Source organism: Pseudomonas sp. BNK-45 (assembly GCF_047456255.1).
GTDB lineage: Bacteria > Pseudomonadota > Gammaproteobacteria > Pseudomonadales > Pseudomonadaceae > Aquipseudomonas.
Genome location: NZ_CP179909.1, coordinates 3,124,651 through 3,145,677, shown reverse-complemented (window position 1 = coordinate 3,145,677; position 21,027 = coordinate 3,124,651). Strand labels below are relative to the sequence as shown.

Below are 21,027 nucleotides of genomic sequence, written 5' to 3'. Positions count from 1 at the left end.
GCCTGCAAAAAAAACAAGCTTAAAGACAGCACTTTAAGACGCTAAAAGGAAAGGGGCCCGAAGGCCCCTTCTTTTAAGCAACACCACAACACTTACGCGTCTGGCGCAGCCTTGGCCGTCGGCTCACTGTTCTCATAGATGTACAGTGGCTGGGACTTGCCTTCAATAACGCTTTCATCGATCACTACTTTACTCACCTCGGATTGCGAGGGGATCTCATACATAGTGTCGAGCAGAACACCTTCGAGAATCGAGCGCAGACCACGAGCACCAGTCTTGCGTTCAAGCGCTCGCTTGGCGACCGACTTCAATGCGTCAGTACGGAACTCCAAGTCCACACCTTCCATCTCGAACAGCTTGGCATACTGCTTGGTCAGGGCATTCTTCGGCTCAGTGAGAATCTGAATCAAGGCAGCCTCGTCCAGCTCATCCAGCGTCGCAAGAACCGGCAGACGACCGACGAACTCCGGGATCAGACCGAACTTGACCAGATCGTCAGGTTCAACTTCACGCAGGGACTCACCGACCTTCTTGCCCTCTTCCTTGCTGCGAACTTCGGCGTTGAAACCGATACCGCCGCGGGTGGAGCGGTTTTGAATAACCTTCTCCAGACCCGAGAAAGCGCCGCCGCAGATAAACAGGATGTTGCGAGTGTCGACTTGCAGAAACTCCTGCTGCGGGTGCTTGCGACCACCTTGAGGAGGAACGGAAGCGACGGTGCCCTCGATCAACTTCAACAGGGCCTGCTGAACGCCCTCGCCGGAAACATCCCGAGTAATCGAAGGGTTATCAGACTTGCGGGAAATCTTGTCGATTTCATCGATATAGACAATGCCCATCTGAGCTTTTTCTACGTCGTAGTCGCACTTCTGCAGCAATTTCTGAATGATGTTCTCAACGTCCTCACCCACATAACCGGCTTCGGTCAGGGTGGTTGCGTCGGCAATGGTGAACGGCACATTCAACAGACGAGCCAAGGTTTCCGCCAAAAGCGTCTTACCCGAACCTGTAGGTCCGATCAGCAAGATATTGCTCTTGCCGAGCTCGACATCGTCGTTCTTTTTGTCACGCTGATTCAGACGCTTGTAGTGGTTGTATACCGCTACCGCCAGAACCTTTTTCGCACGCTCCTGACCAATCACATACTGATCAAGGATGCCGCTGATTTCTTTAGGCGAAGGCAATTTATGCGCGCTGCTTTCGGCCTGTGCCTCCTGCACCTCCTCACGGATGATGTCATTGCACAAGTCGACGCACTCGTCGCAGATAAAGACCGAGGGGCCGGCAATCAATTTGCGTACTTCATGCTGGCTTTTGCCACAGAAGGAGCAATAAAGCAGTTTGCCGTTGTCCTCGCCGTTGCGGGTGTCAGTCATTCGATCGATCCAAATCCGATAGGCTTGCAACACAAGATGAAGGCAATTGCGGGCTTTTTCAAGTCCGCAGGCGGCCAGTTAAATAAGCCGCCTACATTTGAGTTGCTTAGGCAGGCATTTGACGCTTGTTGATCACGGAGTCGATCAGACCGTACTCCGCGGCGCGCTCGGCGCTCATGAAGTTGTCACGCTCGGTGTCACGCTCAATGGTTTCAAGGCTCTGACCAGTGTGGTGAGCCAGCAGCGAGTTCAGGCGCGAACGAATGTGCAGGATTTCCTTGGCATGGATGTCGATATCCGACGCCTGGCCTTGGAAACCGCCGAGCGGTTGGTGAATCATCATCCGCGAGTTAGGCAGGCAATGACGCTTGCCCGCGGCACCACCAGCGAGCAGGAAGGCCCCCATGCTGCATGCCTGACCAATGCAGATAGTCGAAACGTCAGGCTTGATGAATTGCATGGTGTCGTAGATCGACATGCCTGCAGTCACCGAGCCACCTGGCGAGTTGATATAGAGATGGATGTCCTTGTCCGGGTTTTCCGCTTCAAGGAATAGCAGTTGCGCCGCAACCAGGTTGGCCATGTAGTCCTCTACCGGGCCAATCAGGAAGATCACTCGCTCCTTCAAGAGGCGCGAATAGATGTCATAGGCGCGTTCGCCGCGGGCGGACTGCTCGATAACCATCGGGACCAGGCCGCCTGCGGCCTGGATGTCAGAGCTCTGCTGATAATAAGAATTGCGGGACATGTCCTGCAGTCACTCCCAAATAGTCATGTCTTGAATACGCATAAGCCAGCACGAAGGCTGGCTTATGGTGTGTGCTTCGAACGAAAAGAGGATCAGTCGGCTTGAGGTGCTTCTACCGGCTTGACCGCTTCTTCGTAAGAGACCGTTTTGTCGGTCACGCTAGCTTTCTGCAGAACAGTATCCACAACTTGCTCTTCCAGCACAACCGAACGGACTTCGTTCAACTGCTGCTCGTTCTTGTAGTACCAGGACACGACTTGCTCTGGCTCTTGGTAAGCCGAAGCCATTTCCTGGATCAGCTCGCGAACGCGGGCTTCATCAGGCTTGAGGTCGAATTGCTTAACCACTTCAGCGACGATCAGACCCAGCACTACGCGGCGCTTAGCCTGCTCTTCGAACAGCTCAGCCGGCAGTTGATCCGGCTTGATGTTGCCACCGAACTGCTGAACAGCCTGAACGCGCAGACGATTGACTTCGTTGTCCAGCAGCGCTTTTGGCACTTCGATCGGGTTGGAGGCCAGCAGACCGTCCATAACCTGATTCTTCACTTTGGACTTGATAGCCTGACGCAGTTCGCGCTCCATGTTTTTGCGAACTTCGGCACGGAAGCCATCCAGACCCGCTTCCTTGATCCCGAATTGAGCGAAGAACTCTTCGGTCAGCTCTGGCAGCTTAGGCTCGGAAACGCTGTTGACAGTAACAGTGAACTCGGCGGCTTTGTTGGCCAGGTCCAGGTTCTGATAGTTCTCAGGGAAGGTCAGGTTCAGAACACGCTCTTCGCCAGCTTTAGCGCCAACCAGACCGTCTTCGAAACCAGGAATCATGCGACCGGAACCCAACACCAGCTGAGTGCCCTTGGCCGAGCCACCTGCGAAAGCTTCGCCGTCGACCTTGCCAACGAAATCGATGTTCAGTTGATCATCGTTCTGCGCAGCGCGATCAACCACTTCGAAGCGAACATTCTGCTTGCGCAGGATTTCCAGCATGTTGTCCAGGTCAGCATCAGCCACTTCAGCGCTCAGACGCTCAACAGCGATGCTTTCGAAACCGGCGACAGTGAACTCTGGGAAAACTTCGAAAGTGGCAACGTATTCCAGATCCTTGCCCTTCTCCAGCACTTTAGGCTCGACCGAAGGAGCGCCAGCCGGGTTCAGCTTCTGCTCAACAACAGCTTCATAGAAAGAAGCCTGGATCACGTCACCCACTGCTTCTTGACGCGCGTCAGCCTCATAACGCTGACGAATCACGCTCATTGGAACCTTGCCAGGACGGAAGCCTGGGATTTTGGCCTTTTGGGCAGTCTGCTGCAGACGCTTGTTGACCTGGCTCTCGATGCGCTCAGCCGGCACGGTGATGCTCATGCGGCGCTCAAGAGCAGAAGTATTTTCAACAGAAACTTGCATGGATATTCCTCGTTGCACAGACGTTAGCCGGCCGTTTTCCGACCCCAGAATCAAGGGCATGCATTCTAGTGGGTCAAACTCAAGAAGTCACCCTACTGAAAAAGGGTGAAATACGACCGACAATGTGAAGGCGGGGACAAAGGGTTGAGCCTCGCCATGAGAGCAATTACTACAAATCCAGCCAGGGGCTCTAAACCAATCCTTCTATATATAGAAGGGATCGACCAACCCACCCCCGACAAACACCAGCCAACAGCTGAAACTCAAACACACGACGACCAAGAGCGAATCTGGCGCCACCGGCCAACCCACTACATGCAGCCAGACCACAGCATCGAGTCCAGAAACGAAAACGGCGCAGCCCCTTTCAGGTGCTGCGCCGTGATCTGCTATTAACTAGCTACTTTAATGGTGCGGACGAAGAGACTCGAACTCTTACACCTTGCGGCGCTGGAACCTAAATCCAGTGTGTCTACCAATTCCACCACGTCCGCTTAACAAGCTTTTAAAGCAAAGGCGCCAGACTATTAATCTGGCGCCTTCTTCGAATATGGGGTGGACGATGGGGATCGAACCCACGACAACAGGAGTCACAATCCTGTGCTCTACCAACTGAGCTACGCCCACCATATTGCGTTACTTGTGCCAAAGCTGCCTAATGGCGCACCCGGCAGGACTCGAACCTGCGACCATCCGCTTAGAAGGCGGATGCTCTATCCAGCTGAGCTACGGGCGCCTTATTAATCTGTATTCTTTAATGACTACAAACTAATTGCTTTCAGTCGTTACGAGTTAAACATCAACTCTGCCCGACCTTCTTAACCAGTGCTAGGCTGTGCCCGACAAGTGCGACGAATGTTATAGACGAGCCGTTAGGTCGTCAACTCTTTTTTAAAAAAAATTCATTTAATTAAAGGAGTTAGGGGAATTTGCAGACCAAGCGCCTTTGCCCTCACGTCCCGACATGCGAGAATGCGTTCTCTTTTTCTCTCCCTCTCGATGGTTAATCACGCGTCATGACTGCACAACTAATCGACGGCAAAGCGATCGCCGCTAGCCTGCGCCAGCAGATCGCCAAACGTGTCGCCGAGCGTCGCCAGCAAGGCCTGCGTACTCCGGGCCTCGCGGTGATTCTGGTCGGCAGCGACCCGGCCTCTCAGGTTTATGTCTCGCACAAGCGTAAAGACTGCGAAGAGGTCGGCTTCCTTTCACAAGCCTATGACTTGCCCGCCAACACGACTCAAGAAGATCTGGCCGGCCTGATCGACAAGCTCAACGATGACCCGAATATCGACGGCGTCCTCTTGCAATTGCCTCTGCCCGAGCACCTGGACGCCTCCTTGTTGCTTGAGCGCATTCGCCCGGACAAAGACGTGGATGGCTTCCACCCCTATAACGTCGGTCGCCTGGCCCAGCGCATTCCCCTGCTGCGCCCCTGCACCCCCAAGGGCATCATGACCCTGCTGCAAAGCACCGGCGCCGATCTGTATGGCATGGACGCAGTCGTAGTGGGCGCCTCCAATATCGTCGGTCGTCCGATGGCCATGGAGTTGCTGCTGGCGGGCTGCACCGTGACCGTGACTCACCGCTTTACCAAGGACCTGGCCGGCCACGTCGGCCGCGCCGATCTGGTCGTGGTTGCCGCTGGCAAGCCGGGCCTGGTCAAGGGCGAATGGATCAAGGAAGGCGCCATCGTCATCGACGTGGGCATCAATCGTCAGGAAGACGGCAAACTGGTGGGCGACGTCGTGTATGAGACCGCCCTGCCCCGCGCCGGCTGGATCACGCCGGTACCTGGCGGCGTCGGTCCCATGACCCGTGCCTGCCTGCTGGAAAACACCCTGTACGCCGCGGAAACGCTGCACAGCTGAGTTTGCCAGCCTGCTTCAATCAGCCCGCCATTGGCGGGCTTTTTTATGCCGCCGCAACACACTCCCTGCGCCCGACATATAGCTCCTGAATCTTAGCGCTCCAGGTCAAGCCGGGCCTATCCTGACGAACACCTGCCACTCAGGGAAAACCGGTGTTTTTTCTTGGTTTTTAAGGGTTTTCGACTGACCGCTGAAGAACAATCGACAGTTCCTCAGCTATATTCATAAAATGTAACGTTTTCCCGAAAAAACCCGTTGCCAGACGGCATATCCATCTTTATCGAGTCCGCCCGCGTGAAAATTCGTCTCTCCATCCTCAGCTTGTTGTTTGCTGTGTCCGGCACCTTGATCGCACACAGCGTCGACGCCAGCGAAACCACCGCGGCGCCAAGAGACACTTCACAGTTGCATATCGCCTCCGGCAGCGCCCTGCTGCTGGATCTGCAGACCAACAAAGTCATCTACTCCAGCAACCCGGACGTCGTGGTGCCCATCGCCTCAGTCACCAAGCTGATGACCGCCATGATCGTGCTGGACGCCAAGCTGCCGCTGGATGAGCACATCTCCATGAACATCAGCGACACCCCGGAGATGAAGGGCGTGTTTTCACGGGTCAAGCTCAACAGCGAGCTGAGCCGTCGCGATACCTTGCTGATCGCCCTGATGTCCTCGGAAAACCGCGCCGCTGCCAGCCTCGCCCATCACTATCCAGGCGGCTACTCGGCGTTCATTGCCGCCATGAACGCCAAGGCCAAGTCCCTGGGCATGACCCATACCCACTATGTCGAGCCCACCGGCCTGTCGATCCACAACGTCTCCACTGCCCGAGACCTGAGCAAGCTGTTGGTGGCCGCTCGCAAATACCCGCTGCTGAGCGAACTGAGCACCACCAAGGAAAAGACCGTGGCGTTCCGTAAACCCAACTACACCCTGGGCTTTCGCAACACCGACCACCTGGTCAACAAGGAAAAATGGGACATCAAGATCACCAAGACCGGCTTCACCAACCAGGCCGGCCACTGCCTGGTGCTGGTCACCAGCATGGGCAACCGCCCGGTAGCCCTGGTGATTCTCGACGCTTTCGGCAAGTACACCCACTTTGCCGACGCCAGCCGTATCCGCAACTGGGTCGAAACCGGCAAAAGCGGTTCGGTACCGGACGTGGCCCTGCGCTACAAGGCCGACAAGAACCTCAAGAACCACCAGAGCGCAGCCCCGCAAGCCTCACATTGATCCCCAGCAACAACAACGGCGCCCTGAGGCGCCGTTGTTGTCTATAGAGCGTTCAATGACCGTCGAGTGCCTTGCCGGCCCGAGCCGCCGCCTGCTCCTGGCCGGCCTGGGCCAGCTCATTGGCCGCTTTCAGCCAACGCTGGCGATCGACCTTGGCCGGTAGCTGGTTGGGCGCCTGAATCAATACCGCGAAACTGCCGGCGTCTTTCCAGGACGACTCGAACGCACTGAAGCTCATCAGTTGCCGACGGCTTTTCGCCCCCCGCAACAGCACCGTCTGCTTGTCCCGGTTATATCCGGCCAGGACCGCATAACGCGGCTGCGCCCACAAGCTTGAACCCTCGGTAAAGCGCACCAGCACCGGATAACCTGCAGCCACCTGCGTCAGCAAGGCCGACAGATGATCATCCAGGGGATAGACCACCATGCCGTATTGCCGGGCCAGGCCCTGCAGGTTCTGCTGCAACTGCGCCTCGGCTCCCGGCAGGTGCAAAGGCTTGTCCAGCAACCCGGGGGTAATCACGATGCCCTGTTGCGACAACATGCTGGCCAAGGCTCCGGGAGCGCTCTGGTACATCTCGCCACGGAAGAACGGCACGCTGTTGAGCTCCACCCGCTCCGGCAGACGCTGAATCTCCGGTGCCACGCTGCCGGCACATCCGGCCAGGCCCAGAACACAGGCGCTGGCCAGCAGCGCCGCTCGAAATCGAGGAAATACCCGCACCATCATTGCTCTCTAATAGACAGACGCCGGACGACCCTGCTCCGGCTGGGGCCTTGATCATAGGGCCCTCACGGGCGAGGGTATAGCGTTAGGCAACAGTTAATTGCAAACCATAGAGCGAAGTGTTCGAAGACTCGCGACTATTGGTCAATAGCCTGAAACACAGGGGCTACTAGACTGTCCATTGGCAAGTGTGTGTGCCCTGTACAGGGCATATAAGGAGGCACTGATGAGCCTGACAACGACAATCCTGATGCTGATCCTGGGCTGGCTGGCCGTCGCCGGCGCCATGCTCTGGGGCGTGCTGCGTATCACTCGCCGCCACCACGCTCAGCCCCGCAAGCCAGGCATCGAAAGCGAAAAGACCGCCCGGCGCCCCGCCACTGTGCACTGATCTCCGCTTTCCCTTCCCGTAAAACGACACGGCCGCCTGACTCCAGCGAGTACAGACGGCCGTTTGCCTTGGTGGCGAATCAGACCTCGGGGTGCTGCGCCTGGCGCTTCTGCCGAGCCCGACGGGCCAACATGTTCAAGCTTTCAATGGCCGCCGAGAACGCCATGGCCGCATACACATAGCCCTTGGGCACATGGGCGCCAAAACCTTCGGCGATCAGGGTCATGCCGATCATGATCAGGAAGCCCAGGGCCAGCATGACCACAGTCGGGTTGTCATGGATGAACTTGGCCAGCGGTTCGGCGGCCAGCAACATCACCAGCACCGAGATCACCACGGCAATGATCATGATCGGCAGGTGCTCGGTCATGCCCACCGCCGTAATGATGCTGTCGATGGAAAACACCAGGTCCAGCATCAGGATCTGCCCGATCGCCGCCGCAAACCCGATGCTCACCTTGGAAGTCGCGGTAGCCGGCTTCTCGGGCTCAGGGTCCATGCTCTGGTGGATCTCGGTGGTGGCTTTCCAGACCAGGAACAGGCCACCGGCAATCAGGATCATGTCCTTCCAGGAGAAACTCTGCCCCAGCACGTCGATCACCGGCTCAGTGAGCTGGACAATGAAAGCGATGGTGCTGAGCAGCGCCAGACGCAGGAACAACGCCATGCTGATCCCGATGCGTCGCGCCTTGGCCCGGTGCTTTTCCGGCAGCTTGTTGGTGAGGATGGAAATAAAGATCAGGTTATCGATGCCAAGCACGATCTCCATCACCACCAGAGTGGCCAGAGCCACCCAGGCGGTGGGGCTGGCGGCGAGCTGTAAAAGGTAATCCATGGGTCAATCCTGAATCGGTGATATGAAAAGTCAGATTTCCTGGGAAGAATCGGGCTTCTTGGCCGCGTCGTCCTCTGGTTTTTCCTTGCCGGTCACGCTTTGCGTGGCCTCGCTCAGGGCCTGCTCGGCAGCCTTGTGGGTGTCATCGATGGCCTGCTTGGCCGTCTCGGCGGCCTTGTCCAGCACCTGTTGAGCGCTTTTTTCCGCCTGATCACACCCCGCCAGGGTCAGCATAGACAGGGCCAGCAACGAGGCCGCGCCCAGGGTTTTGAATGACATGCCGTATTCCTCGATAGAACGGACAGGGCCAATGCGGGCCCCGTCGATAGCGGGGCATTCTAAGGAGACGAATACTTCAGGAAAATTCGTATTTTTGGCAGTTATACTTCGGTTTTTACGAACTGGTAAGCGCCATGCTCAACTACCGCCAACTGCATTACTTCTGGGTTGTGGCCAAGACCGGCAGCATCGTGCGCGCCTGCGAGCAGCTCAACCTGACCCCACAAACCATCAGCGGGCAGATCAGCCTGCTGGAACAGACCTACGGCATCGAACTGTTTCGCCGGGTCGGGCGCCAGCTGGAACTGAGCGAAGCCGGACGCCAGGCGCTGCCCTACGCCGAACAGATGTTCCAGCTCGGCGGCGAACTGGAAGCCATGCTCCGCGCCCGCCCCGACGAGCAGCAGATCCAGTTCCGGGTAGGCGTGGCGGATGTGGTGCCCAAGTCCATCGTCTATCGCCTGATCGCCCCGACCATGGAGCTCAGCGAACCGATTCGCCTGACCTGCCGCGAAGACAAACTCGAACGGCTGCTGGCGGATCTGGCCATCCAGCGCCTGGACCTGGTGATCTCCGACAGCCCGATGCCCTCGCACCTGGACATCAAGGGCTACAGCCAGAAGCTCGGGGAGTGCGGCATCAGCTTCTTCGCCACCGCCGAACTGGCCCAGCAGCACGGCGCCGACTTCCCTCGCGGCCTGCACGGCGCGCCACTACTGATTCCCGGGCAGGAAACCGTGGTGCGCAGCCGCCTGCTGCGCTGGTTCGCCGAACAGCAACTGCAACCGCGGATCATCGGCGAATTCGACGACAGCGCCCTGATGCAGGCCTTTGGCCAATCCGGCAGCGGGATCTTCATCGCCCCCAGCGTAATTGCCGAGGAAGTCCGGCACCAGTACGGCGTCCAGCTGATTGGCCAGACCGACGCCGTGACCGAATCGTTCTATGCCATCTCGGTGGAGCGCAAGGTCAAGCACCCGGGCATCCTGGCCATCACCGAGGGCGCGCGCCGCGAACTGTTCACGCCCCTGGCGCATTGACAGAGGCGCAGGCCTGCGGCGTCTTGAGGTTCATCAGCAGCAGGGCCAGGGCAATCGACAGCAGGATGAACGCCGACGCCGCCATCCCCAGGCTGCCCAGGCCCAGGGTGTCGATTACCCGCCCGCCCACCATCGCCCCCAGGCCGATCCCCAGGTTGGCCCCGGCGATGTTCAGCGACGCGGCGAATGCCGGCGCTTGCGGCGCAGCCTTGATCAGGCGCACATGGCTGACCAGGAACAGCGCGGCCTGGGTCACGCCCCAGAGGCCCATCGCCGCCGCCAGCCCCAGGGTCGAATCGATACTCGGCACCAGGGCCAGCATGCCGCCCATCATCAAGGCGCAGAACACCATGGAGGCGATCAGCGGATGGCGGTCCACGGCCCGGCCACCCAGGGAGTTGCCGATCAGCCCCACGGCGCCGAAGCCCATCAGGCACCAGCCCACCAGGGTGCCGTCGAAACCGGCCAGGCGTTCGAGGATGTCCGCCAGGTAGGTGTAGGCGGTGAACATGCCGCTGAACACCAGGATCGACAGCAGCACATGCCCCTGCATCAGCGGGCTGCGCAGGATGCGAAACTGCGCCCGCAGGCTCGCCTGCGGGTTGTGCGGCCTGGTTTTCGGCAGATAGACCCACAGCAACAGGGCCTTGGCGAAGGCCACCAGGGCCAGGATGCCGAAGGCGCTGCGCCAGCCGAACGCATCGGCGATCAGGGTGCCCACGGGAATCCCGAACACCGTGGCACAGACGATGCCGAAGCCGATCTTGGCAATGGCCCGCCCGGCATGATCCGGGCCGACGATATCCACCGCCGTTTCACTGGCCAGGGCCCAAAACACCGGCAACCCCAGGGCCGGCACCAGGCGTGCCAGGGCCATCACCCAGATGTTCGGCGCCAGGGCCGCCAGGGTGTTGGCCAGGCCAAACATCAACAACACGCCGATAAACAGCTGCTTGCGCGGAAAACGCGCGAAATAGGCCGTGAGGAAGGGCCCGAACGCGGCGACGGTAAAGGCGAACAGGGTCACCAGCAAGCCGGCCTGCGACACGCTGACCTGCAAGTCCCGGGCTATCGACGGCAACAGGCCGACGATGACGAACTCCGTGGTCAACACGGTAAAACCCGCGGCGGACAACAGCAGGATGGGCAACAACATCGCAAACTCCAGAAACAACGACAGCAGCGACAGCCCGAAGGGCCCGCTGACTGGATAGAAAAGGGGGTGACGGATCTTAACAGAGAGGGCACGGGTCTGGGCAACCGCCCCGTCCCCGGCACCGGACATCAGCGGTGGCAGATCGTCACATCGACGCAGGAAGCCCGGGCGCCTGTGATAAAGTCCGCCCCCTGCCAAAAACAGTGGTTGTCGTACTGGCTTGCCTGTCAGGCCACCCGATCGCCCGTTGCCCTTTGCCACCGCATCCCTGGATGCCGGCTCAGCCCCGGCATGCACTGCACATTAAAAAAAACAGAGATACCGCTATGAGCGCTGCACCTCCTTCCTTCCTGCACACCCTCAAACGCCTGAGCCTGGTGACCCAGATCGTCATCGGCCTGATTGCCGGGATCGCCCTGGCCCTGCTGGCCCCCGAAGTGGCGAAGTCCACCACCTTCATCGGCAAGGTCTTCGTCTCGGCGCTCAAGGCCGTGGCGCCGATCCTGGTGTTCGTGCTGGTCATGGCCTCGATCGCCAACCACAAGCACGGCCAGGAAACCCATATCCGGCCGATCCTGGTGCTCTACCTGCTGGGCACCTTCGCCGCGGCGGTGGTTGCGGTGATCGCCAGCAGCCTGTTCCCCTCGTCCCTGGTCCTGGCCACCCACGACGTCGCCGTGAGTGCCCCCGGCGGTATCAGCGAAGTGCTGCAAAGCCTGCTGCTGAGCGTGGTGGACAACCCGGTCAGCGCCCTGATGAACGCCAACTTCATCGGCATCCTGGCCTGGGCCATCGGCATGGGCGTGGCCATCCGTCATGCCGGCGAGACCACCCGCGCCGTGCTCGATGACCTGTCCAACGGGGTCACCGTCATCGTGCGCGTGGTGATCCGCTTCGCGCCCCTGGGGATCTTCGGCCTGGTGGCCTCGACCCTGGCCACCTCCGGCTTCGATGCCCTGCTCGGCTACCTGCACCTGCTGGCGGTACTGATCGGCTGCATGCTGTTCGTGGCGCTGGTGATGAACCCGCTGATCGTGTTCTGGAAAATCCGCCGCAACCCCTTCCCGCTGGTGCTGACCTGCCTGCGCGAGAGCGGCATCACCGCCTTCTTCACCCGCAGCTCGGCGGCCAACATTCCGGTCAACCTGGAGCTGAGCAAGCGCCTGGGCCTGCATGAAGACACCTACTCGGTGTCCATTCCCCTGGGCGCCACCATCAACATGGCCGGCGCGGCGATCACCATCACCGTGCTGACCCTGGCCGCCGTGCACACCCTGGGCATTGCCGTGGACCTGCCGACCGCCGTGCTGCTCAGCGTGGTGGCGGCGATCTGCGCCTGCGGCGCTTCCGGCGTTGCCGGCGGCTCGCTGCTGCTGATTCCCCTGGCCTGCAGCCTGTTCGGCATCCCCAGCGAAATCGCCATGCAGGTGGTTGCCGTGGGCTTCATCATCGGCGTGCTGCAGGACTCGGCGGAAACCGCGCTGAACTCCTCCACCGACGTGCTCTTCACGGCCGCCGCGTGCATGGCCCAGGAAGACAAGGCGCAAGCCGCCGCCTGATCCAACGCCCACTAAAAAGCCCGGCCAGGGTCAACCTGGCCGGGCTTTTTTATCACCTGGGGTTTTAGAACGCGCCCATGTAGTCGCGCTTGCCCACTTCCACACCGTTGTGACGCAGGATCGCGTAGGTGGTGGTGACGTGGAAGAAGAACTGCGGCAGGCCGTAGGTCAGCAGGTAGGACTGGCCAGTGAAGCGCTTCTCTTTCGGGGTGCCCGGACGGGTGACGATCTCGATGCCTTCCTTGCCATCGATCTGCGCCGGCTGGATGCCGTCGATGAAGGCCAGCACCTTGGCGATCAGCGCCTGCAGGTCGGCGAAGGTGGTTTCGCTGTCGTCGTACTTGGGCAGCTCGACCTCGGCCAGGCGGGCCGACACGCCCTTGGCGAAGTCCACGGCGATCTGCACCTGACGCACCAGAGGGAACATGTCCGGGTACAGGCGGGCCTGAAGCAGGGCATTGGGCTCGATGTTCTTCGCCGTGGCGTGAGCTTCGGCCTTGTGCAGGACATCGCTCAGGGCATTGAGCATTTGCTTGAAGACGGGAACGGAAGCGGCATACAGGGAAATAGTCATGACAGTCTCGACACAGATGGCGGGAATACAACGAGCAGCGATTATAGCCACTGCGGCCCGGTGCGGGGCCTTTATCCCGGAGGCCCCCGGCGATAGGCGCTGGGGGCGACGCCGAACCAGCGCTTGAAGCTCTGGGAAAAACTCGACAGATCGCTGAAACCCAGCTCTTCCGCGATCCGGGTCAGGCTCAAGGCGCGATTGCCCAACAGTTCCAGGGCCCGGGCGCCGCGCTGCTCGGCCAGCAACTGGCGATAGCTGGTGCCCTCTTCCTGCAGGCGTCGTTTCAGGGTGCGCACACTGGTCCGACTCAGACGAGCCATGCCCGGCAGATCCGCGACCCTGCCGGCCGGCAGGGCCTCGAGGTGCTGGCGGACCAGGGCCGCCATGCCCTGATGAGCCTGTCGGCGCTCAAGCAACTGCCGGCACATCTGCTCGCACATCGCCACCGTCAGCGGGTTGGCCTGGGGCAAGGCGCGATGCAGGAAGCGCCGGTCGAACGCCAGGCTGTCGAGCGCCGCCCGGTACTCGGGCACCCGGCCCAGCACCCGCGGCGCATCGCTGGCAGCGCGATCCGCGGGAGGCGCTGCGCGACGGGTCAGGCGGGCCAGACAAAAATCCTCACCGACAATCTCCTGCATCAAGACCGCGGCAGCGGCCATGTCCCGTTCCAGCAGAAACGCCGCCACCTGCGGATCGGCCACCGGCGGCGCACCGAACGTCAGCACGCCCAGATCCCGCTCCAGTCGGTAGCCGATGGAAGCAAAGGCATAGGTCAGCGGCAGAAAGCGCAGGGCCAGGTCCAGCGCATCCGCCGGCGTCGCGCTGCTGATCAGGCCATAGCCGAACAGGCCGTAGGTGGAGAAGTGATAACGCGCCCCCACCTCATAGCCCAGCCCGGGAGGATGGCCCAGGAGCTGCAGCAGATTGCTCGCCAATCGCAGCTCCTGGGCCGCCAGCAGCACCGTATTGGGGTCCTGCAACACCTCCAGGGACACCGCGCAACCGGCCAGCAGGCGCGTCGGCGACAGGCCCCTTTCAAGCGCAAAATTCACCAGCAGCAAGGCGCTGGACGGTCCCCGGGTGAATGCTTGAACGTTCATGGCCTGACTCATGGGCGGCGGATTTGGCCCAAATACTAAAGCACTTGTCCCGTTGCAGCATGGGGTCCCCGGATGTTTGCCCCCATGCTTCACTCAACGGGGCCGCGCCACCGTCGGCAGAGCCCGGCCCCGGATCGATCCATCCTGCGTCCACAACAATAACAACGAGGTCGTCATGCCCGAATCCACCGCCCCTGAAAACCTTCGCTCCAGCCCCTGCGCGCCCCTGGAAGCCCTGATCATCGGCAGCGGCTTCGGCGGCCTGGGCATGGCCATCGCCCTGCGCAAGGCCGGGGTCAGCCAGTTCATCCTGCTTGAGAAAGGCCAGGACGTCGGTGGCGTCTGGCGCGACAACACCTACCCCGGCGCCGCCTGCGACGTGCCTTCGCACCTGTATTCATTTTCCTTCGAGCCCAACCCGCACTGGTCCCGGGTGTTCGCGCCCCAGGCCGAGATCCACGACTACCTGCAGCATTGCGCCCGCACCTACGACCTACTGCGACACATTCACTTGGGCAGCGAAGTGCGCCACGCCCGATTCGATGAAACCGGCCAGTACTGGCAGGTCGTCTGCGACGATGGCCAGGAGCATTTCACCCGCTTGCTGATCAGCGCCGTCGGCCAGCTCAGCCGCCCCGCCCTGCCCAAACTGCCGGGCATGGACAACTTTCGCGGCAAGGTCTTCCACTCCGCCCACTGGGACCACGACTACCCGCTGGCCAACAAACGGGTGGCGGTGATCGGCACCGGCGCCTCGGCCATCCAGTTCGTGCCGCAGATTGCCGATCAGGTGGCGGCGCTCAAGGTCTTCCAGCGCTCGCCGGCCTACATCATGCCCAAGGCCGACCGGGCCTACAGCGAGCAAGAAAAACAGCGCCTGGCCCGCCAGCCCTGGCGGATGAAACTGCTGCGCGCGGCCCATTACCTGCATTTCGAATCCCGGGCCCTGGGCTTCACTCGCCTCAAGGGCCTGACCAAATGGGTGGTCGGCATCCCCTTTCGCCAACTGCTGGAGGCTTCGGTGCCCGCCCCCGAGCTGCGCCGCCAGATGACCCCGGACTACCCCATCGGCTGCAAGCGCATCCTGCTGTCCAATGACTACCTCAAGACCTTTGCCCGCCCCCATGTGGAGCTGCTGACCCAGGGCATCGCACGCATCACCGAACACGGCATCGAGACCCTCGACGGCCAGCAGCATCCGGTGGACGCGATCATCTACGGCACCGGCTTCGCCGCCACCGAGTTCCTTGCGCCCATGCGCATCAGCGGCCGCAACGGCCTGGAACTGAACCAGGCCTGGCAAGCAGGCGCCAGCGCCTACCTGGGGCTCAGCGTCCCCGGCTTCCCCAACTTCTTCATGCTCTACGGACCCAACACCAACCTGGGTCACAACTCCATCATCCACATGCTGGAAAGCCAGATCAGCCACGTGCTCAAGGCTCGCCAGGCCCTACAGGCCAGCGGCGCGCGGACCCTGGAAGTGCAGGAGGCCCCGCACCGGCGCCTGCAACAGCGGATCCAGCGGCGCCTGGCCGATTCGGTCTGGAGCGGATGCACCAGCTGGTACGTCGACGCCCGCGGCCACAACAGCACCAACTGGCCCGGATTCACCTGGACCTACAGGTGGTTGACCCGCTATGCCGGGCTTGCCGCCTATCGTTTCGCCAGCCCCCTGGAGCCGCACTCGGCAGCGGCCGACGGCCTGCGCGTGGCGTCACCGCGGGATTGGCTGGAACGGGGACACGCGGCCTTGCTGCGGCTGTTGCTGCGGGCCAGCTTCCGCGCCCTGATCGGCCCGCCCCGGGAGCTGGTGCGCCAACGCCAGATCGTCAACGCCCTGGCCTGGCTGATGCCCGGTTGCGCCGGGGTCCGGCGCCGGCAGCATTGGCTGGGCAGCCTGCCGGTGCAGAAAGTCGACGCCGGTGCCACGCCCGACCAGGGCGTGATCCTCTACCTGCACGGCGGCGCCTTCTGCCTGGGCAGCCCGCGCAGCCACTTCAGTGTCACCAGCCGCCTGGCCCGGGACAGCGGCTGCAGCGTCTGGGTGCCCGACTACCGGCTGGCACCGGAGCACCCCTACCCCGCCGCGCTGGAGGACTGCCTGGCCTGTTACGACGCCATCCGCGCCCAGGGCTGCCCGGCCGAACGACTGCTGATTGCCGGCGACTCCGCCGGGGGCGCCCTGGTCCTGGCCCTGGCATTGGCCTTGAAGCAACGCGGCGAGACGATTGCCGCCGGGCTGATCCTGCTGTCGCCGGTCACCGATCCGGATCTGCGCGGCGCCAGCCTGCAATCGCGCCAGGAGGCCGACCCGATGATTCGCCGCGACTGGCTGGAGCAAGCCCTCAAGGCCTACGCGGCGCCGGCGCCCAGCCATCGCCCCCTGGAGGCGGACCTGCGTGGCCTGCCGCCGATGCTGATCCAGGTGGGCGACCAGGAGCTGCTGCTGTCGGACTCGGTTCGCCTGGCCGAGCGCGCCCGGCAGGCCGGGGTGAGCTGCCGCCTGGAAATCCATGAGGATCGCTGGCACGTCTTCCAGTTGCAGGCGTTCTACCTGCGTTCCGCGAGAAACGCCCTGCTCGCCGTCGCCCGCTTCAGCCGCCAGTGCCTGGAAGCATCGGGCGAGCCCGCAGCCGCCGCGGACTCGACGCCGGCGACACAGCCGGCCACAGATCCGCAACCGAGCTGAGCGGGCCGCCCTCGCCCGGATCACCAGGGCGGGGGCGCTGCGGCAAGCAGGGTGTTTGTCCGGGTCCGACCAAGTTCTGATGGCAAGATCCGGGTTCTGAAGGTAAAACAGAGCCCCTCCAAGGTGGCCCACCCGGCCACGGAAAAACCGCGGCGCCGATCCGGCGCCCTGTTGCGGTTTTTCACGACCCACCCATCAGTGACCAAGGGACCAGCACTTATGAGCAGCGAGCACGACACCCCCGGCGAAGAACTGCGCTTGAGCAGCAGCGACATCCGCATCCTGGGTTCGTTGATCGAAAAGCAGGCCACCAGCCCGGAAACCTACCCCCTGACCCTCAACGCCCTGGTACTGGCCTGCAATCAGAAAACCAGCCGCGAACCGGTGATGAACCTGACGCCAGGCCAGGTTGGCCAAAGCCTGCGCGCCCTCGAAGCCCGGGGCTTCACCCGGCTGGTCATGGGCAGCCGCGCCGATCGCTGGGAACAGCGCCTGGACAAGGCCCTGGAACTGGTGCCGGCGCAGTTGATCCTCTGCGGCCTGATGTTTCTACGCGGTCCGCAAACCGTCAACGAGCTCCTGACCCGCAGCGGACGCATGCATGATTTCGAAGACAGCGAGCAAGTCCTGCACCAGCTCGAACGCCTGATCGCCCGGGGCCTGGCCCTGCACATTCCGCGTCAGGCCGGTCAGCGCGAAGACCGCTACACCCACGCCCTGGGCGACCCGGCGGACATCGAGGCGATTCTCGCCGCCCGTGGCAACCCGGTGGAACGCAGCACGAGCGGCGGCGTTTCAGTGGAACGCATCGAAGAACTGGAAGCGCGGATTGCCGCCCTGGAAGAGCGCCTGGCCCAGCTCGAGGGCTGATCCTGGTAGCCGCTGCCGCAGGCGCTGATCGCCCCCGAGGAGGCGCCGCACCTAAGCACGCCCAATGCCCTGCGGGCCTTGTCGCAGCCTGCGGCAGCGGCTACAGCGTTGCGGTTTCAGGGCCGGGCGAAGGCCACGGCCTTCTGGAACTGCTCCTCGCTCGGGCGCACCCCGGTATACAGCACGAACTGCTCCAGGGCCTGGATGGCAATCACCTCCAGCCCGGTGATCACCTGCTTGCCCTCGGCCCGGGCCCGCAGGATCAGCGGCGTCTCCGGCGGCACCGCCACCACGTCGAACACCGTGTCCGCCGCCGCTATCGCCTCGGCGTCGAACGCCAGTTGCTGGGCTTCCTCGCCACCGCTCATGCCGATCGGGGTCACGTTGATCAGCATCTGCGGCCGCAGGCTGCCCAACTCGGCCTGCCACTCATAGCCCAGGGAATGGGCCAGCGCGCGCCCGGCCACTTCATTGCGAGCGACGATCACCCCCCGGGCGTAACCGCCATCGCGCAAGGCACTGGCCACGGCCTTGGCCATGCCGCCGCTGCCGCGCAGGGCGAAGGTCGACTCCCGGGACACGGCGTGTTCGGCCAGCAGGCGGGCCACGGCAATGTAATCGGTGTTGTAAGCCTTCAGATGGCCATTGGTATTGACGATGGTGTTGATCGAGGCGATGGCCCGGGCCGAGGCATCCAGTTCATCCACCAGGGCGATGCAATCTTCCTTGAACGGCATGGACACACCGCAGCCGCGAATCCCCAGCGCGCGAATCCCCCGGACCGCGCCGGGCAGGTCCTGGCTGCTGAAGGCCTTGTAATAGAAGTTGAGCCCCAACTGCTCATACAGGTGATTGTGAAAGCGCAGGCCGAAATTCCCCGGACGCCCGGACAGCGACATGCACAACTGGGTGTCTTTGTTGGGGTTCATTTGCATGTTCATCTCCTTGCTGGGCACTTTCGGATAGACGGGATTGGTCAGCCAAGCCCTTGTGCCCGATCATATCGCCGCGGGTTCACAGGCCTCTTCAGCGCCCAGGGATGACGGTAAAGAGGCCGGTACAGACCTTACACAATATTTACTCAGCGGCTGTGCAGATTTTGCAAAAACCGCTGTCTTAGAAGTATCCCCGCGTCAGTTCTTGAGTCTGGTGCAGACCATGAACGCGGAGGTTGAACCGAGGAACAACCATGATTTCCAAAATCCCCAAGATAGCCTTGCTCATTGGCGCACTCGCTGTCGCAGGCCAGGCGTCCGCCCACGGCGGTGGCTGGGCCGGACCCGCCGCATTGGGTGCTGTTGTCGGCGCAGCCGTAGTGGGTTCGGTGATCGCCAACCAGGATCGTCCGGTCTATGTGCAGCAGGCGCCGGTGTATGTCCAACCGCAGCCGGTGTACGCCGCGCCACCACCGCCGGTCTACTACCAGCCGGCACCGGTCTATGTGCAGCAGCCGGTCTACTACCGCCCGGCGCCGGTGTACTACGGTCCGCCCCGCGGCTACTACGGCCACCCTCATTACTACTACGGCCCGGGTCCCGGCCGCTGGTAACGCGCCACTGAAACAGCCACAGGCCCCGCCCATCCAGCGGGGCTTGTTGCATTTTGCCATCACCCAAATGTCTGAATAGTTCAGCATCATGTCGCGACTGGAACAGTATTTGCCTGAAAATCCGGCAATAGTGTGCCAATCCCGACGACGCCTCGAGCGACATGGGACTGTCACGCGTGTGTCATTCAGGGACTGCAAGATCGACCGGGTCCGCTCGCCCCACGCCTGTCATAGCAGCCCTGTCACAACAGGCCCATAACAACAAGGACGAAACCCATGCCCACGCAAAACCCGCACCGCGTCGAAGGCCTCTGCACCTCCAGCCGGGTGTACGACGCCCTGACCGAACTCAAGCATCTGGAAGGCCATCGCAGCGCCAAGTTCCTTTCGCTGCTGACCCAGAACCTGGTGCGCAAGGGCCTGCTCAACGAGCAGGAAGTGCTGCACATGCTCGATCAAGTGGTGGACTGAACCGCCCACGCCGGTAGCACCGGTAGCAATGCCCAGCAGCGCAATAGGTGATGTTTCGTAGCACCGGGCCGTCCAGCGCTAGGGCAACTGCACCCGCGGCCGGGTTTCGACGAACAGCGCCCAGCTGGACATGAACAATGCGGCGATCAACGGCCCGATGACAAAACCGTTGAGGCCGAAGATCGCCAGCCCGCCCAGGGTCGAGATCAGGATCAGATAATCCGGCATCCGCGTATCCTTGCCCACCAGGATCGGGCGCAGCAGGTTGTCCACCAGACCGATCACCAGCACCCCGAACAGCACCAGCACCACCCCTTGCCAGATCGCGCCGCTGATCAGGAAATACGCCGCCACCGGCCCCCAGACAATCCCCGCCCCCACCGCCGGCAACAGCGACAGAAAGGCCATCAGCACCGCCCAGAGCAAGGCGCTGGGAATGTCGAGAAACCAGAAGATCAGCCCGCCCAGGGCGCCCTGAGTCACCGCCACCAGCACATTGCCCTTGACCGTGGCCCGCACCACCCGATTGAACTTCAATTGCAGTCGGCGCTTCTGGTGCTCGGCCAGGGGCACGGCGCTGCGGATCTTGCGCACCAGCTCGGCGCCATCGCGCAGAAAGAAAAACAGCAGGTAGAGCATGATGAAAAAACTCACCACGAACTCGAAGGTGCCCTGGCCGAAGCTGAAGGCCTGGGTCGCCAGGTACTGACTGCCCTGCATCGCGCCCTTGACCGCCTTGTCCTGCAAGCCCTTGAGCTCGCCCAGGCCCACGCGGTCCAGCACGTGCTGCAGGTACGGCGGCAGGCCGTGCTTGAACTGGGCCAGGTAGCCGGCGATATCCAGCTGGCCGCTTTCGATCTTCTGGTACAGCTCGGCACCTTCCTGAACCAGCAGCACGCCAGTGACGATCACCGGCAGGATGGCGATCAGCAGGCAGATCAACAGCGTGCACAGGGCCGTGAGATTGCGCGGCCAGCCGAACTTCAGTTGCAGGCGGCGCTGCAGGGGAGCGAAGACGATGCCGAGAATCACCGCCCAGAACAGCGCCCCGTAGAACGGCAGCAGAATCCAGATGAACGCCACCGTCACCAGGGCCAGCAACAGCAGCAGGCTTTTGTTTTGCAGGTTGTTTTGATTCATGTCCGGTCCCGGTCGG

The 21,027-nt window shown here is 61.9% G+C and carries 20 protein-coding genes and 3 tRNA genes; 9 read left to right on the top strand and 14 right to left on the bottom strand.

Going from position 1 to position 21,027, the window contains the following annotated elements; all coding sequences use genetic code 11:
* Positions 1-92: 92 nt before the first annotated feature.
* The 6 genes from clpX to ACMGG8_RS14595 form a co-directional block, all read right to left on the bottom strand.
* Positions 93-1,376: an ATP-dependent Clp protease ATP-binding subunit ClpX gene (clpX, locus tag ACMGG8_RS14620; protein ID WP_016965273.1), complete on the bottom strand. Its 1,284-nt coding sequence runs from the start codon at positions 1,374-1,376 to the stop codon at positions 93-95.
* Positions 1,377-1,482: 106 nt separating this feature from the next.
* Positions 1,483-2,124 (bottom strand): ATP-dependent Clp endopeptidase proteolytic subunit ClpP, encoded by a 642-nt coding sequence (gene clpP, locus ACMGG8_RS14615; RefSeq protein WP_016965272.1) that lies wholly within the window; start codon positions 2,122-2,124, stop codon positions 1,483-1,485.
* 92 nt (positions 2,125-2,216) lie between these two features.
* The gene (gene tig, locus ACMGG8_RS14610) at positions 2,217-3,527 is read right to left on the bottom strand and encodes a trigger factor (RefSeq protein ID WP_414159793.1); all 1,311 of its coding nucleotides are present in this window, start codon (positions 3,525-3,527) and stop codon (positions 2,217-2,219) included.
* 409 nt (positions 3,528-3,936) lie between these two features.
* Positions 3,937-4,021, bottom strand: a tRNA-Leu gene (locus ACMGG8_RS14605).
* A gap of 57 nt (positions 4,022-4,078) precedes the next feature.
* A tRNA-His gene (locus tag ACMGG8_RS14600) sits at positions 4,079-4,154 on the bottom strand.
* A 32-nt stretch (positions 4,155-4,186) separates the two neighbouring features.
* Positions 4,187-4,263: transfer RNA gene (locus ACMGG8_RS14595), tRNA-Arg, on the bottom strand.
* 280 nt (positions 4,264-4,543) lie between these two features.
* On the opposite strand from ACMGG8_RS14595, the gene folD reads away from it, so the two are divergent.
* Together folD and pbpG are read left to right on the top strand one after the other, a co-directional pair.
* Complete coding sequence (folD, locus tag ACMGG8_RS14590) at positions 4,544-5,398, top strand: bifunctional methylenetetrahydrofolate dehydrogenase/methenyltetrahydrofolate cyclohydrolase FolD (protein ID WP_016965270.1); 855 nt, start codon at positions 4,544-4,546, stop codon at positions 5,396-5,398.
* Between the two features lie 294 nt (positions 5,399-5,692).
* A complete protein-coding gene (gene pbpG / locus ACMGG8_RS14585; RefSeq protein ID WP_108546355.1) occupies positions 5,693-6,631 on the top strand; it encodes a D-alanyl-D-alanine endopeptidase in 939 nt (312 codons plus the stop codon).
* Between the two features lie 52 nt (positions 6,632-6,683).
* Here the strand turns inward: pbpG and ACMGG8_RS14580 are convergent, their stop codons facing one another.
* Positions 6,684-7,358, bottom strand: a complete 675-nt coding sequence (locus ACMGG8_RS14580) for a peptidase C39 family protein (protein WP_060841985.1) — start codon at positions 7,356-7,358, stop codon at positions 6,684-6,686.
* 226 nt (positions 7,359-7,584) lie between these two features.
* Here ACMGG8_RS14580 and ACMGG8_RS14575 point away from each other — a divergent pair, with 226 nt between their 5' ends.
* Entirely contained in the window at positions 7,585-7,749 is a 165-nt protein-coding gene (locus ACMGG8_RS14575; RefSeq protein ID WP_164990722.1) for a hypothetical protein, read from the top strand.
* A 79-nt stretch (positions 7,750-7,828) separates the two neighbouring features.
* Here the strand turns inward: ACMGG8_RS14575 and ACMGG8_RS14570 are convergent, their stop codons facing one another.
* Together ACMGG8_RS14570 and ACMGG8_RS14565 are read right to left on the bottom strand one after the other, a co-directional pair.
* Positions 7,829-8,584, bottom strand: a complete 756-nt coding sequence (locus ACMGG8_RS14570) for a TerC family protein (RefSeq protein ID WP_414159792.1) — start codon at positions 8,582-8,584, stop codon at positions 7,829-7,831.
* 30 nt (positions 8,585-8,614) lie between these two features.
* Positions 8,615-8,863 carry a hypothetical protein gene (locus ACMGG8_RS14565; protein ID WP_060840196.1) on the bottom strand — a complete coding sequence of 83 codons (249 nt, stop codon included), beginning with the start codon at positions 8,861-8,863 and terminating at the stop codon, positions 8,615-8,617.
* 134 nt (positions 8,864-8,997) lie between these two features.
* Here ACMGG8_RS14565 and nhaR point away from each other — a divergent pair, with 134 nt between their 5' ends.
* Positions 8,998-9,903 carry a transcriptional activator NhaR gene (nhaR, locus tag ACMGG8_RS14560; protein WP_060840197.1) on the top strand — a complete coding sequence of 302 codons (906 nt, stop codon included), beginning with the start codon at positions 8,998-9,000 and terminating at the stop codon, positions 9,901-9,903.
* Here the strand turns inward: nhaR and ACMGG8_RS14555 are convergent.
* Positions 9,884-11,059 (bottom strand): MFS transporter, encoded by a 1,176-nt coding sequence (locus tag ACMGG8_RS14555; protein WP_060840198.1) that lies wholly within the window; start codon positions 11,057-11,059, stop codon positions 9,884-9,886. The genes nhaR and ACMGG8_RS14555 overlap by 20 nt on opposite strands.
* 326 nt (positions 11,060-11,385) lie before the next feature.
* Here ACMGG8_RS14555 and sstT point away from each other — a divergent pair, with 326 nt between their 5' ends.
* Positions 11,386-12,618, top strand: coding sequence for a serine/threonine transporter SstT (gene sstT, locus ACMGG8_RS14550; protein WP_108546352.1), 1,233 nt, complete (start codon positions 11,386-11,388; stop codon positions 12,616-12,618).
* 64 nt (positions 12,619-12,682) lie between these two features.
* Here sstT and ACMGG8_RS14545 read toward each other — a convergent pair whose 3' ends face one another.
* The gene (locus tag ACMGG8_RS14545) at positions 12,683-13,192 is read right to left on the bottom strand and encodes a DUF1993 family protein (protein WP_060840200.1); all 510 of its coding nucleotides are present in this window, start codon (positions 13,190-13,192) and stop codon (positions 12,683-12,685) included.
* Between the two features lie 71 nt (positions 13,193-13,263).
* Positions 13,264-14,292 carry an AraC family transcriptional regulator ligand-binding domain-containing protein gene (locus ACMGG8_RS14540; RefSeq protein ID WP_414159791.1) on the bottom strand — a complete coding sequence of 343 codons (1,029 nt, stop codon included), beginning with the start codon at positions 14,290-14,292 and terminating at the stop codon, positions 13,264-13,266.
* 175 nt (positions 14,293-14,467) lie between these two features.
* Here ACMGG8_RS14540 and ACMGG8_RS14535 point away from each other — a divergent pair, with 175 nt between their 5' ends.
* Positions 14,468-16,981, top strand: coding sequence for a flavin-containing monooxygenase (locus tag ACMGG8_RS14535; RefSeq protein WP_414159790.1), 2,514 nt, complete (start codon positions 14,468-14,470; stop codon positions 16,979-16,981).
* 219 nt (positions 16,982-17,200) lie between these two features.
* Entirely contained in the window at positions 17,201-17,851 is a 651-nt protein-coding gene (locus tag ACMGG8_RS14530) for a YceH family protein (RefSeq protein WP_060840203.1), read from the top strand.
* 116 nt (positions 17,852-17,967) lie between these two features.
* Here the strand turns inward: ACMGG8_RS14530 and ACMGG8_RS14525 are convergent, their stop codons facing one another.
* Positions 17,968-18,786 (bottom strand): shikimate 5-dehydrogenase, encoded by an 819-nt coding sequence (locus tag ACMGG8_RS14525; RefSeq protein WP_414159789.1) that lies wholly within the window; start codon positions 18,784-18,786, stop codon positions 17,968-17,970.
* Positions 18,787-19,040: 254 nt separating this feature from the next.
* Between ACMGG8_RS14525 and ACMGG8_RS14520 the strand changes: the two genes are divergently transcribed.
* Both ACMGG8_RS14520 and ACMGG8_RS14515 read left to right on the top strand, forming a co-directional pair.
* On the top strand, positions 19,041-19,400 hold the full coding sequence (locus ACMGG8_RS14520) for a hypothetical protein (RefSeq protein WP_060840205.1): 360 nt from the start codon (positions 19,041-19,043) through the stop codon (positions 19,398-19,400).
* 276 nt (positions 19,401-19,676) lie between these two features.
* Positions 19,677-19,871, top strand: a complete 195-nt coding sequence (locus ACMGG8_RS14515; RefSeq protein WP_016965586.1) for a hypothetical protein — start codon at positions 19,677-19,679, stop codon at positions 19,869-19,871.
* Between the two features lie 78 nt (positions 19,872-19,949).
* On the opposite strand, the gene ACMGG8_RS14510 is transcribed toward ACMGG8_RS14515, so the two are convergent.
* Positions 19,950-21,011, bottom strand: coding sequence for an AI-2E family transporter (locus ACMGG8_RS14510; RefSeq protein WP_414159788.1), 1,062 nt, complete (start codon positions 21,009-21,011; stop codon positions 19,950-19,952).
* Between the last annotated feature and the right edge of the window lie 16 nt (positions 21,012-21,027).

Coding starts and splice junctions, on each gene's coding strand:
- nhaR (WP_060840197.1), top strand. CDS start 8,998: ATGCTCAACTACCGCCAACTGCATTACTTCTGGGTTGTGGCCAAGACC.
- ACMGG8_RS14515 (WP_016965586.1), top strand. CDS start 19,677: ATGCCCACGCAAAACCCGCACCGCGTCGAAGGCCTCTGCACCTCCAGC.
- ACMGG8_RS14580 (WP_060841985.1), bottom strand. CDS start 7,358: ATGGTGCGGGTATTTCCTCGATTTCGAGCGGCGCTGCTGGCCAGCGCC.
- ACMGG8_RS14540 (WP_414159791.1), bottom strand. CDS start 14,292: ATGAACGTTCAAGCATTCACCCGGGGACCGTCCAGCGCCTTGCTGCTG.
- sstT (WP_108546352.1), top strand. CDS start 11,386: ATGAGCGCTGCACCTCCTTCCTTCCTGCACACCCTCAAACGCCTGAGC.
- ACMGG8_RS14565 (WP_060840196.1), bottom strand. CDS start 8,863: ATGTCATTCAAAACCCTGGGCGCGGCCTCGTTGCTGGCCCTGTCTATG.
- ACMGG8_RS14555 (WP_060840198.1), bottom strand. CDS start 11,059: ATGTTGTTGCCCATCCTGCTGTTGTCCGCCGCGGGTTTTACCGTGTTG.
- folD (WP_016965270.1), top strand. CDS start 4,544: ATGACTGCACAACTAATCGACGGCAAAGCGATCGCCGCTAGCCTGCGC.
- ACMGG8_RS14520 (WP_060840205.1), top strand. CDS start 19,041: ATGATTTCCAAAATCCCCAAGATAGCCTTGCTCATTGGCGCACTCGCT.
- ACMGG8_RS14510 (WP_414159788.1), bottom strand. CDS start 21,011: ATGAATCAAAACAACCTGCAAAACAAAAGCCTGCTGCTGTTGCTGGCC.
- ACMGG8_RS14530 (WP_060840203.1), top strand. CDS start 17,201: ATGAGCAGCGAGCACGACACCCCCGGCGAAGAACTGCGCTTGAGCAGC.
- clpP (WP_016965272.1), bottom strand. CDS start 2,124: ATGTCCCGCAATTCTTATTATCAGCAGAGCTCTGACATCCAGGCCGCA.
- tig (WP_414159793.1), bottom strand. CDS start 3,527: ATGCAAGTTTCTGTTGAAAATACTTCTGCTCTTGAGCGCCGCATGAGC.
- ACMGG8_RS14545 (WP_060840200.1), bottom strand. CDS start 13,192: ATGACTATTTCCCTGTATGCCGCTTCCGTTCCCGTCTTCAAGCAAATG.
- ACMGG8_RS14570 (WP_414159792.1), bottom strand. CDS start 8,584: ATGGATTACCTTTTACAGCTCGCCGCCAGCCCCACCGCCTGGGTGGCT.
- ACMGG8_RS14535 (WP_414159790.1), top strand. CDS start 14,468: ATGCCCGAATCCACCGCCCCTGAAAACCTTCGCTCCAGCCCCTGCGCG.
- ACMGG8_RS14525 (WP_414159789.1), bottom strand. CDS start 18,786: ATGCAAATGAACCCCAACAAAGACACCCAGTTGTGCATGTCGCTGTCC.
- ACMGG8_RS14575 (WP_164990722.1), top strand. CDS start 7,585: ATGAGCCTGACAACGACAATCCTGATGCTGATCCTGGGCTGGCTGGCC.
- clpX (WP_016965273.1), bottom strand. CDS start 1,376: ATGACTGACACCCGCAACGGCGAGGACAACGGCAAACTGCTTTATTGC.